The 12,102-nt window shown below is 42.6% G+C and carries 12 protein-coding genes; 3 read left to right on the top strand and 9 right to left on the bottom strand.

Annotated elements, in window-relative coordinates; translation table 11 throughout:
- Positions 1-154: 154 nt before the first annotated feature.
- The 3 genes from HMPREF9184_RS03720 to HMPREF9184_RS03710 form a co-directional block, all read right to left on the bottom strand.
- Positions 155-661, bottom strand: coding sequence for a dihydrofolate reductase (locus tag HMPREF9184_RS03720; RefSeq protein WP_000162501.1), 507 nt, complete (start codon positions 659-661; stop codon positions 155-157).
- Positions 662-779: 118 nt separating this feature from the next.
- Entirely contained in the window at positions 780-1,454 is a 675-nt protein-coding gene (cmk, locus tag HMPREF9184_RS03715; RefSeq protein WP_000849390.1) for a (d)CMP kinase, read from the bottom strand.
- Positions 1,455-1,463: 9 nt separating this feature from the next.
- On the bottom strand, positions 1,464-1,970 hold the full coding sequence (locus tag HMPREF9184_RS03710) for an SAG1386/EF1546 family surface-associated protein (protein WP_000410183.1): 507 nt from the start codon (positions 1,968-1,970) through the stop codon (positions 1,464-1,466).
- 45 nt (positions 1,971-2,015) lie between these two features.
- Here HMPREF9184_RS03710 and HMPREF9184_RS09450 point away from each other — a divergent pair, with 45 nt between their 5' ends.
- Positions 2,016-2,219, top strand: a complete 204-nt coding sequence (locus HMPREF9184_RS09450; protein WP_009755186.1) for a ferredoxin — start codon at positions 2,016-2,018, stop codon at positions 2,217-2,219.
- Positions 2,220-2,318: 99 nt separating this feature from the next.
- Here the strand turns inward: HMPREF9184_RS09450 and HMPREF9184_RS03705 are convergent, their stop codons facing one another.
- The 6 genes from HMPREF9184_RS03705 to HMPREF9184_RS03680 all read right to left on the bottom strand — a co-directional run bounded on the left by HMPREF9184_RS03705 (position 2,319) and on the right by HMPREF9184_RS03680 (position 9,409).
- On the bottom strand, positions 2,319-3,266 hold the full coding sequence (locus HMPREF9184_RS03705; RefSeq protein ID WP_033585916.1) for a glycosyltransferase family 2 protein: 948 nt from the start codon (positions 3,264-3,266) through the stop codon (positions 2,319-2,321).
- A gap of 1 nt (position 3,267) precedes the next feature.
- Positions 3,268-4,287: a UDP-glucose 4-epimerase GalE gene (gene galE, locus HMPREF9184_RS03700; protein WP_001156519.1), complete on the bottom strand. Its 1,020-nt coding sequence runs from the start codon at positions 4,285-4,287 to the stop codon at positions 3,268-3,270.
- A 102-nt stretch (positions 4,288-4,389) separates the two neighbouring features.
- Complete coding sequence (locus HMPREF9184_RS03695; protein WP_000754643.1) at positions 4,390-5,493, bottom strand: NAD(P)/FAD-dependent oxidoreductase; 1,104 nt, start codon at positions 5,491-5,493, stop codon at positions 4,390-4,392.
- Positions 5,494-5,509: 16 nt separating this feature from the next.
- The gene (locus tag HMPREF9184_RS03690) at positions 5,510-6,307 is read right to left on the bottom strand and encodes a Nif3-like dinuclear metal center hexameric protein (protein WP_000880657.1); all 798 of its coding nucleotides are present in this window, start codon (positions 6,305-6,307) and stop codon (positions 5,510-5,512) included.
- On the bottom strand, positions 6,294-6,971 hold the full coding sequence (locus HMPREF9184_RS03685) for a tRNA (adenine(22)-N(1))-methyltransferase (RefSeq protein WP_000624082.1): 678 nt from the start codon (positions 6,969-6,971) through the stop codon (positions 6,294-6,296). Before HMPREF9184_RS03685 ends, HMPREF9184_RS03690 begins: the two co-directional genes overlap by 14 nt.
- Before the next feature lie 101 nt (positions 6,972-7,072).
- Positions 7,073-9,409 (bottom strand): cation-translocating P-type ATPase, encoded by a 2,337-nt coding sequence (locus HMPREF9184_RS03680; RefSeq protein ID WP_033585946.1) that lies wholly within the window; start codon positions 9,407-9,409, stop codon positions 7,073-7,075.
- A gap of 133 nt (positions 9,410-9,542) precedes the next feature.
- Here HMPREF9184_RS03680 and HMPREF9184_RS03675 point away from each other — a divergent pair, with 133 nt between their 5' ends.
- Positions 9,543-10,292, top strand: coding sequence for a lysophospholipid acyltransferase family protein (locus HMPREF9184_RS03675; RefSeq protein ID WP_000500184.1), 750 nt, complete (start codon positions 9,543-9,545; stop codon positions 10,290-10,292).
- Positions 10,293-10,516: 224 nt separating this feature from the next.
- Positions 10,517-11,881: a VWA domain-containing protein gene (locus tag HMPREF9184_RS03670; protein WP_001015738.1), complete on the top strand. Its 1,365-nt coding sequence runs from the start codon at positions 10,517-10,519 to the stop codon at positions 11,879-11,881.
- Positions 11,882-12,102 lie beyond the last annotated feature (221 nt).

The raw sequence follows: 12,102 nt of genomic DNA, 5'->3' as shown, positions 1-12,102 counted from the left end.
ATAAAAAGCGTGGATACTGTTTACTAAATTGGTAAAAGCATTCAACCAGAGTAAGGCAGACAGTCCATAGCGCTTCTTACGAAAAGCCTGTGCTCCTGCCAAAATCAGATTACACATAAGAAAGCTGTAAAAAATCCAAATATACTGCGCTCCATTAGACTTCCTTTCTCTTTCGGTATTGGATGGTAAAATCATAGTTGTTTTTCTCATCTCGCTCATAAGATTTGCTTGCAACTGTCTCAAAAAGAGACAAGTCAAAATCCTCAGGAAAATAGGTGTCTCCTTCCACCTGAGCATGAATCTGTGTCACGATGATTTCATCTAAATAGGGCTCAAAAGCCTGAAAAATCTGTTTCCCACCAATGATATAGAGATTTTTTTCCTGACTCTGATACCAAGTTAAAACAGACTTCACATCTTGAAATACGAGCGCACCATCCACGACTTCGTCACTGTTTCGTGTCAAAATCAAGGTTTGGCGTTTAGGAAGCAGACGACGCCCCATTCCATCAAAAGTCACTCGTCCCATCAAGATGGCGTGGTTCAAAGTTGTTTCCTTAAAATGTTGTAATTCTGCTGGCAAATGCCAAGGAAGACGGTCTTCTTTACCAATCACACCTCTTTCATCTTGGGCCCAAATGGCTACGATTTTCTTTGTCATGCTTCCATCCTTTTTATTGATACTACTATTTTATCAAAAATCTCCCAAAAAGACTGTTTTCAAATGCTCCCCAAAGAGATAAAAAAAGCAGGCTAACCTTAGCCTGCTTCTCTTGTCACTAGGACATGCGTTTTTTTGCTTCTGATTCAATTTTTTCGACTACTTCTTGGATACTTAGTCCAGTTGTGTCGAGGTAAACTGCATCCTCTGCTTGTTTGAGAGGCGAGGTTTCGCGATGACTATCTTTGTAATCACGCGCCGCAATCTCTTCTTTCAGAGTTTCTAGGTCTGTCTCGATACCTTTAGCAATATTTTCCTTGTAACGACGCTCTGCTCTTTCTTCAACAGAAGCCACCAAGAAAATTTTGAGCTCAGCTTGGGGCAAAACAACCGTTCCGATATCACGTCCATCCATGACAATACCACCTTGCTGGGCAATCTCCTGCTGGAGAGATACTAGTTTTTCACGTACTTCTGGAATAGCAGCAATGCTTGAAACCTTGTTGGTCACTTCATTTTCACGGATAGGATGAGTAATATCAACATCGCCAACAAAGACAAGTTGTTCACCTGTTTCTGAACGTCCAAAACTAATGGGGTGTTGGTTAAGAAGCTCAAGAAGTTGATCTACATTTTCTGCGTCCAACTGGTGTTTGAGCGCTATATAAGTCGCAGCACGGTACATAGCACCCGTATCGAGATAAGTGTATCCAAAATCCTTAGCGATAATCTTTGCGACCGTACTCTTACCACTCGAAGCTGGACCATCGATAGCAATTTGAATTGTCTTCATGACCTGCTCCTATCTTGTTTTAATCACATCACCTGGGTTAGCAAACCAAGAGCCAGATGACATATGAGAAGGATTCAAAGCTTCCAACTGGGCAATAGAAATTCCTGCACGTTGTGCAAGAGCTGCTTCACCCTCTCCTGGATGAACAGTAATTGTTCCTTCACCGTCGGTATGCTCTTCAGAGCTACTTTCTGACGGAGTTGTTTCAGAAGAAGATGTTTCTTCTACCTTGCTGCTTGACGATGAAGACTCTTCCACTTTTGAAGTGGAGCTGCTAGCAGGTGCTGAAGGATCATAAAAATCCTTCAAGGCAGCTGTGCGGTTGCTTCCTCCGGTAGAAAGGTAAATCAATACAACAACCATTGCTACAACGATTACAAAGAAGAGGCTAGCTAGGACTGTCAAGACACGATTGGCAACAACGCCTTTCCCCTTTTGTTTACGGCGACGACGATCTGTTCTTGATTCTTCCTCATTATTTTCATAAATATCTTCTTGCCATGGTTCTTTTTCCATACCTTACTCCTTGTATTTTTTAAACTTTCTTATTACAATATAAATATGAAACTCACACTTATACCTGAACGATGCATCGCCTGTGGGCTTTGCCAAACCTATTCTGAACTCTTTGATTATCACGATAATGGAATCGTTCGATTTTACGATGATCCAGTTGAATTGCAAAGAGAAATCACTGAGACCAGTGATGTTCTGGAGGCCATTAAAAATTGTCCTACACGTGCACTTCTAAAAGATCCGTCATAGTTTAAAAGGGAGACTGATTTTGTAAATTCTTTTTTATCACTTTAACCCCTTCATCTACTAGTTTAGCATATTTCTAGGTAAAATTATAGTCTTTTTCGGTTATTTTTCCTTCAAAATAGAAAGATCACTTTTTTCTTTAATGAGATAGAGTGGTCTTTTTTTGGTCTCTAGATAAATCTTACTGATATACTTGCCTAGAATCCCGATGGTCAGGAGTTGAATCCCTCCAAGAAAGAGAATCACAGCCATCAGAGAGGTCCAGCCAGATGTCGGATTCCCCAAGATAAGAGTCCGAAACACCACAAAAACAGTCATCATAAAAGAAATAAAACAAGATAGGAGTCCCGCTACAAAGGCTATACTCAAGGGAAAATCTGAAAAATTGAGAATTCCTTCAATCGAGTAGAAAAAGAGTTGCCTAAAACTCCAACTAGTCTTGCCAGCCTGTCTTTCGACATTTGGATAGTCAAGATAGTGCGTTTTAAAACCCACCCAAGCAAAGAGGCCCTTAGAAAAACGATTGGACTCGGTTAAGGTTAAAATAGCATCCACCACAGACCTTCTCATCATGCGAAAATCACGGACACCCGAGGGCAAAGCTACTGGACTAATTTTTTGCATGAGGTGGTAAAAGAGGTCAGCGCAGAAGCTGCGAAAGAAGGGTTCTCCCTCCCGACTGGTTCTCCGTGTCCCAACACAGTCTAAGTCTGCATTCTGGTCCAGTAAGACTTTCATTTCGAGCAACATACTAGGAGGATCCTGAAGGTCTGCATCCATCACGACCACCAAGTCTCCAGTTGCATGCTGCAAACCTGCGTATAAGGCCGCCTCTTTCCCAAAATTTCGTGAGAATGAGACATAACGTACCGCAGGATTTTGCACCCGATAGGACTTCAAAAGCTCCAAGGTCCCATCGCTTGAGCCATCGTCCACAAAGACATACTCAATCTCTGCTCCCAATTCTGGAAGCAAATCTTCAACAGACTGATAAAAAAGAGGAAGTACTTCCTCTTCATTTAAACAGGGGACAATGATTGAAATCATCATCTTAGTCTTCAAATCCATTTGGATGCTTGCTTTGCCAACGCCATGCGTCTTCACACATTTGAGTGATGTCGAGTTCAGCTTCCCAGCCCAGTTCTGCCTTGGCTTTTGCAGGGTCTGAGTAGCAGGCAGCGATATCACCTGGGCGACGGTCTACGATGCGGTAAGGAATGGGACGGCCTACCGCTTTTTCCATATTTTGGATAATTTCAAGAACTGAATAGCCTTTACCTGTTCCAAGGTTGTAAATGTTGAGTCCTGAACCTTTTTGGATCTTTTGTAGAGCCGCTACGTGTCCTTTGGCTAGGTCCACAACGTGGATATAGTCACGAACACCAGTTCCATCTTCCGTATCGTAATCATCTCCAAACACTTGCACTTGCTCTAGTTTGCCCACTGCTACTTGTGAAACATAAGGCAAGAGATTGTTTGGAATTCCGTTAGGATTTTCTCCCAAATCTCCACTTTCATGCGCTCCGATTGGGTTAAAGTAACGAAGCAAGACCACGTTCCATTCTGAGTCTGCCTTGTAGAGATCGGTCAAAATTTCCTCTAGCATGAGCTTGGTACGACCATATGGATTGGTCACTGAAAGCGGGAAATCTTCTAAGATTGGAACTGTATGAGGATCTCCGTAAACTGTCGCAGAAGAACTGAAGATGATGTTCTTACAGTTGTTTTCTTCCATAGCTTTCAAAAGGCTGACAGTTCCTGCGATATTATTGTCATAATAGGCAAGAGGGATACGTGTTGATTCACCAACAGCCTTCAAACCAGCAAAGTGAATGACACCAGTCGGCTCTTCCTGCTTGAAAATATCTCTGAGGGTATCTGTGTCACGGATATCTGCCTCATAGAAAGGAATCTCAACTCCTGTAATTTTTTCAACAACTTCTAAACTCTTACGATTGCTGTTGACAAGATTATCCACCACAACGACTTGATGACCTGCTTGGATCAACTCAATAACAGTGTGGGTTCCGATAAATCCGGCACCGCCAGTTACCAAAATCTTTTCTTGCATCTTTTTTCCTCGATTCTCGGATTATTTTTTCTTATTTTACCATTTTTGATAGGGAATGTCATTTGCCATCCTAGAGGGAAGGATAAAATTTCAGTAAAATTCTTATTCGCTTTTTACTCGTTTGACATAGTTTGCAATTGGATAATTTATTGGGTCCAAGGTCAACTCCTTGTCTTGGATCAGTTGAGCTAAGTGGTAACCAATGATAGGACCCGTTGTGAGACCTGATGACCCTAGTCCGCTAGCCGCATAGACACCTGCTAAACCTGGGACTTGCCCAAAGAAAGGAGAGAAATCACTGGTATAGGCACGGGTTCCTACTCGCTCACCTCTTATAGTAGCTTCAGCCAAGACTGGGTAGTATGGTAAGGCTGCTTCCCCCATTTGTTGGAGTAAGCCTTCATCTACCGTCAAGTCAAATCCCATGTCATTTTCATGGGTAGCTCCTAGGGACAATTTCCCACCTGCAAAAGGAATCAAATCCCACTCCCCTTCTGGCATGACAACAGGGTAAGATTCTATATCTTTGGAAATCTGATAATCTCGGAGTTGCCCTTTCTGAGGACGAACATCTACCTCATATCCTAAAGGTTCCAAAATGTCCCCCAACCAAGCTCCCGTCGCTAAAACAACCCGTTCAAACACCTCTTCGCCAATCTGATAGCCGGATGCTAATGGTGTCAGACTCACTTTTTCTTTGACATGCTTGACCTGACTGGCTTCTAGCAAACGAGTCACTAATAGGTGACCATCTACTCTCGCCCCACCAGAAGCATAGAGCAGGTGGTCAAATCCCTGCAAGCCAGGAAATAATTCATTAGCTGAGGCTTGGTCCAGAATAGCTAACTGGCCTATCAAGGGGGATTCTTCTCTACGCTGAAGGGCTAGCTCATAGAGTTCTTCCAACTTGGATTCATCCTTTTTCAAGAGAAAGACTCCCGAACGCTGGTAAAAGTCGATTTCCTGACCAGACTTTTCTAAATCAGCCAACAAATCCACATAAAAGTCAGCTCCCAAGCGAGCCATCTTATACCAGGCTTTATTTCGGCGTTTGGAAAACCAAGGACTGATAATTCCCGCTGCTGCCTTGGTTGCCTGCCCCTGTCCATGGTCAAAAACGGTTACCTCTAGCTCGCTTTCTTTAGATAGGTAGTAGGCAGCTGTCGCCCCCACAATCCCTGCTCCAATAATGGCAACTTTTTTCATTGTCTTCACCTTCTAACTAGATATGGTGGAAAGGATTGGTCGATGCTTGACTAGGCAAGATATCAATGTCCCAGCCTTTCTCTTCCTTCCATTGAGTAAGGAGTGCAGCGATTCTTTCCACAAAAAGCACTTCAATATAATGACCTGGGTCCAGCGCCAACAAGCCATCAGACAGCATATCCTGTGCTGTATGGTAGTAGATATCACCAGTAATATAGACATCTGCCCCCTTTGCCAAAGCATCAGGATAGAAAGATTGCCCGCTACCACCACAAATGGCCACTCTTGAAATCGGCTTCTGCAAATCACTCTCTTGATAATGCACCATTCGAAGACTATCTAGGCCAAAGACTTCTTTGACATGCTGGGCCAATTCTCCAAAGGTCTGAGTCGGAATATTCCCAATCCGCCCAATCCCACGTTCAGGACCTGTCGCCTGCAGATAAGTCGCCTCCTCAATTCCCAGCATCTGGCAGAACCAGTCATTGAGGCCATTTTCAACGATATCAATATTGGTATGGCTGACATAAACTGCGATGTCATGCTTGATGAGATCGATGTAAATCTGATTTTGTGGACGGCTGGCGACCAAGTCCTTGATGGGACGAAAGATCGGCGCGTGCTTGACGATAATCAAATCCACACCCTTTTCAATGGCCTCTGCCACCGTCTCTTCACGAATATCGAGGGCAACCATGACCCTTTGGATATCCTTGTCTAGAGTCCCGATTTGCAGACCACGACTATCCCCTTCCATAGAAAATTCCTGAGGGCAAAAGGCTTCATAGCGTTTAATCACTTCATTTGCTAGCATGGAGTACCTCCTTGATGGCTTGAATTTTATCTACCAGAACTTGACGTTCCACCAGATTTTTTTCTGGGATTTGACCAAGAGCAAATTCTAGCTTAGTTGCTTCTTTTTGCCACTTTTGAACGAAGACTGGGCTGACTTCTTTGGACAAGAAAGGTCCAAATCGAATATCACTGGCTGATAGCTTCATTTGTCCTGCTTCCACCACTAGAATTTCATAAAACTTGCCAGCTTCTTCTAGGATACTTTCGGCTACAATCCGAAAATCATGGTCTTGTAACCAGATACGCAAGTCATCTTCACGATTATTAGGCTGGAGAATTAAACGCTGGATATTCGATAACTTGTCCAAGCCTTCTTCTAGGATAGTTGCAATCAAACGCCCGCCCATACCAGCAACGGTGATGACCGACACTTGGTCTTCCTCTTCAAAGGCTGCCAAGCCATTGGCTAAACGAACTTGGATTTTCTCCTTTAACCCGTGAGCTTCAACATTTTTAACCGCGGACTGGCAGGGTCCTTCTACAACCTCACCTGCAATGGCACGCTCAATTTGCCCTTTTTCTACCAACTCAATAGGCAGATAAGCATGGTCACTCCCCACATCTAGTAAAATGGTCCCCTGTGGCACAAAGGAAGCCACTAATTCTAATCTCTTTGAAATCATCTTTTCTCACTTTCCAAAACTCTATTACCTCTTATTATACCATATTTCAGTTAGCAATCTTGCTCCTAAAAAGACCGCAATCCACAGATTACAGTCTTACTTTATTTTTTCGTTTGGTAACGACTGGTTAGAATGAAAATCACCGTAAAGACCAGCATCATAACTCCATAAACAGGCAGCGTTTGTCCTGTCAAGGTCGAAATTTCAAGCAGTTTCTGGATCCTCGGGAAAAGAGCCGTAGCTAGAAAGCCTCCTACTGACCAGACAATCAAGAGGACACGCCAGAGGGTGAATGGCATGCAGGCTCTAAATACGGATAAGAATCCAATAGACCCAAGGAGATAATAGAGTAGGGTTGAGATTTCTAACTCAGACCAACCTTGACTAGTTCCAAATATTTTCACAAAGAGAACGCTGAACACAACCATGAGGGCACTTGGTAGGGCACGAAGCATGGATCTTCTGAGGAAATTTGGCTCAACAGGTTTGATATTTCGCTCAAAAGTCAAGACAAATGGCGGGAAACCTTCCACGAACTGGTCGATCATGGTAATCTGAATCGGGATGAAAGGGAAAATCAAAATCCACTCAGACCGTCCCAGAAGAACACTGGCGATACAGATCACAGCGAGCAAGAAGGAATAGATGGTCTTTATCAAGAAAATCGGGGCGATATGGGCAATGTTATTGACCACGCGACGACCTTCAAAGAGAATCTCAGGAACATCATTAAAGTCTGAGTTCAATAGAACCAGATTAGCAATCTGACGAGTCGCAGGATCTCCCTCAGCCATCACGATAGAACAATCTGCTTCACGAAGAGCTAAGATATCATTAACCCCGTCCCCCGTCATAGCCGTTGTATGACCCGCTTTTTTCAGCGTTTGGATGATGAGTTTCTTTTGATGAGGAGAAACACGTCCGAAAATAGCTGTTTCTTCAGCCATGGCGATCAATTCCTCATCGGTAATTTTTGAACAATCTACATAGCTGTGATAGTCTGCAAAGCCAGCCTTCTGGGCAATGCTGGATACAGTAACCGGATTATCCCCAGAGATAATCTTGAGTCCCACTTCCTGAGAACGGAGATAGTCTAGCGTCTCAGCAGCTCCCTCTCGAATCGGATCTAAAATCTCCAGCAAGGCCAAAGCTTGAATATCAGAAGGTTTCTGGGGCTTGTGATGGTCCAGTTTTTCGTGACTGAGAGCCAAGACCAAGACACGAGAACCTCTCTCCAAGGCCTCTCTGGCTTCAGGGACTTCATTTTCCAGCAACATCTCAGGCGCCCCTAAGAAAACCGTCCCCAAACCTTCTAACTCCATAGCTCCCCACTTGCGGTCGCTAGAGAAGGGAAGATTGGAAATCATAGGATAAGCAACTTCTCCCATAAAACGCTTTCGAATAGCTTGGGCTGTGGGATTTTTATCCTCACTATGAGCTATGTAGCTAGTCAAAATGCTGGCAATAGTCCCTTCGCCATAAGTTTCCGTCAGCGGAAGAACGGCCTCCACCTGCATCTTTCCTTGGGTGATGGTGCCCGTCTTGTCCAGACAGAGCATATCCACGCGCGCCAAGGTCTCAACAGAGTACATCTCCTGCACCAAGACCTTTTTTAGACCCAGCTTAATCACCGCAGTCAAGAGCGAGGTGATGGTCAAAAGGGCGATTCCTTTAGGCAACATGCCCAAAAGTGCTGTCGACGAATTTACAACGGATGACTTGAGAGGTAAGCCTTTTAAAATCAAGGCTTCTAGCAAGAGAGCCAGACCAAAAGGAATGATAATCTTCCCAGTAAAGCCAGCTAGCTTGTCCAGTGATTTCATGATACGGGAGTTGATGGGTCTCACAGTCTTAGCTTCCAGCATGAGTTTGGCAGCATAGTTGTCTGCACCGACATGATGGACACGAGCCAAAACCGACCCACTGGCTAAGAAACTCCCAGACAAAAGCAAGGCGTCCACTTCCTTTTGCACCAAATCACTCTCTCCCGTTAACATAGCTTCATTAACTTCTGCGAAACCTTCCAGAACCAGAGCATCACTAGGGATCTGCTCCCCAGCAGACAAACGAATGACATCTCCTAGAACCAATTCTTCTGGATTAAGAGCGACTTCTTGGCCATCACGGATGGTTTTGACCTTTTCCTTGGTCATGAGATTGAGCTTGTCCACCATGTGTTTGGCCCGTAGCTCTGTCACAATCCCCGAAAATGCGTTAAAACAGATAACCGCAAAAAAGACCAGATTGCTCCAAGCCTGCACAAAGGCAAGTGCTAAAGCAATGGCAAAGTTCAAAGCGTTAAAAAGGGTAAAGACATTTCGTTTGATGATTTGCCAAGTACTGGTACTGGCCGATGCGGTAAAGTCATTGACCAAACCTTGAGCTTGTCTTTCCTTGACTTCTCTTTGGGTTAATCCCATTATCTTATTTTTATCCATAAACTCTATCATATCATTTTTTCTAGCAGAATTCTAATCTCATCCAAAATATCTCCACTGATAACTGAAAAAGTTTGCCAGTAGTCTTTCGATAAGGTATAATAATAAAAGCAATACAATCGAAGGAGAGCTCATGTTTTATACTTATTTGCGTGGACTAGTCATGCTGATCTTGTGGTCCATCAACGGCAATGCCCACTATCATAATACTGATAAAATCCCTAGCCGAGACGAAAACTATATCCTCGTCGCTCCTCATCGTACCTGGTGGGATCCTGTATATATGGCCTTTGCAACCAAGCCAAAACAGTTCATCTTTATGGCCAAAAAAGAGCTGTTTAACAACCGCATCTTTGGCTGGTGGATCCGTATGTGTGGCGCCTTTCCTATAGACCGGGAAAATCCTAGCGCTTCTGCTATCAAGTACCCTATCAACGTCCTCAAAAAAAGAGACCGTTCTCTCATCATGTTCCCAAGTGGGAGCCGCCACTCAAACGATGTCAAGGGGGGCGTAGCCTTGATTGCCAAAATGGCCAAGGTCCGTATCATGCCTGTCACCTACACAGGTCCCATGACCTTGAAAGGCTTGGTTAGCCGTGAACGTGTCGATATGAACTTTGGAAATCCAATCGATATCTCAGACATCAAGAAAATGAATGATGAGGGGATCGAAATGGTTGCAGATCGTATCCAAGCAGAATTCCAACGTTTGGATGAAGAAACCAAACAATGGCACAACGATCAAAAACCAAACCCACTCTGGTGGTTTGTCCGTATCCCTGCCCTTATCCTTGCAGTGCTTGTTGGTATCCTAACAATTATCTTTACCTTCATCGCAAGCTTTATCTGGAATCCAGATAAAAAGAGAGAGGCTCTTGGTTAAGAAAATGAGAACCGCTGGACAAAAACTCGATTTTAAGAGAAAATCCAGCAAGCCTTTCCATAAAAATGCATAGTATCAATGTTTTTGGACACTTGATGCTATGTATTTTTTATGATCTTTATCCCCGTATAACCAGAAGAAAACTCTGCATTCTATATAGAAATTTTTTGACAAATTACTTTGATTTTGATATTATATTATTAAAAAAAGGGGGGATTTTTATAATGAATCATAAACATTCTTTATTTGGGAAGTGCAAGTCTGTTTTATTGACAGTTGCTCTAGCGTCTGCCTTTACAGCAGTGGGGCAAGTTGATGCTGATGAGGTAAAAAAACCAAGTCAAGTTGCTAATGATCTTGCTCAAGTAGGTTCAAATGAACTTTCCACTAAAACTACTCAAACTAATCAGCAAATTTCCGAAACAGTTAAGGAGATTCAAGATAAAGTTAATGTCTCTGTAGTACCACTTGATAAAGCTCAACCTGGTGATATAGTTAAAGTAACTACTACTTCAACGGACGCCAAGGTAGATGCTAAAGAAAACACAGCTGGTACAGAAGCAACTGCCAAAGCAGAGACTTCTGTAAGTGTTGAAACAACTCATTTAGCTGCTAAGGGAACTGCCGTTGGAGAAAAGACACCTGTTACAACAACAAAGACTGTTACAGATCACGTTAATACAGATGACTATGTAGCTAATGTTACTCAAACTATCAAGAAAACTACATTTGAAAAAGTTTTGAAAGAAGCAGATGTAATAATTACTAAACAAGCGGCTGGTTCTGCAGATATCGTCTTTACTATTGATAAGTCAGGTTCAATGGATTCTTCTATTCAAAATGTTGTACAGAATATCGAGAACTTTGTCCGTGATTTGGCTAATAAAAAAGTTGATGCGCGTCTTGGCTTAATCGCGTATGAGTCTGCTGGCAATGTTCAATATTTCGATTTTAATGGATCTAAATTCACTAAGAATGTAGAGGAGTATATTAATGCTCTCAAGTCTATTCGAACAGGTGGCGGAACAGAAGAGCCTACAGTCCCTCTACATCATATCGCAACCTCAAAAGATTATGATTGGTCTACAGCTTCTAATAATCGTCGTTTTGCATTCTTAATTACTGATGAAAGCATTGATTTCCGTAGTCCAGGCATTCCAACAGTAGAAGAGACTCTGAAAGCTCTTAAAGCAGCAGATATTTCTCTATCAGTTGTAGGGATGAGATACGAAGAATCAACCTTCAAACCTTTAGTTGAGGGGACAAAAGGGCTTTATCTTAATATTAATCAAGAATTTTCTAGTCTTTTAAATCGTGATTTTACAAATCATGTTGTTAAGACTGTCCAAGAAGGACGTGTTTACCGCATCGTAACAGAGAAATATGACTTCTTAACAGAGGCGCATGTCGTACTTAAACCAAAACCTATCGGAAGCACAAAGGCAGTTTATCATACTTCTGCACTTTCTAATAAGGTATCTGAATTACCTAAAACTGGTGAAAAGGCATCTTCTAATTTATCCGTACTTGGAGTTGCCTTAATTGCAGTAGCCTCTGGTTTGACTGTTGGTGTTAAGAAAAAAGATTAAAGAGATTTTTTTCATATAGAAGGTAGAGAAAAGGAGTTTTGCACCATTTAGATTCTTTGCCAACTATATAGTTAACAATGAGAGAGGGCCTCTTGGTCTTCTCTTTTAATATATTCAGAGCAAATTTCATATCCTACTCTATCATCTCAAAAAGATTTTGTCTCTCTTTCTTTGGAAATAAAGAAGTATTTTCTTTTATCGAATAAATTCATGATGAAAAT

This window comes from Streptococcus sp. oral taxon 058 str. F0407, assembly GCF_000235485.1.
Lineage (GTDB): Bacteria > Bacillota > Bacilli > Lactobacillales > Streptococcaceae > Streptococcus.
This window is presented reverse-complemented; position numbering and strand designations above follow the sequence as displayed.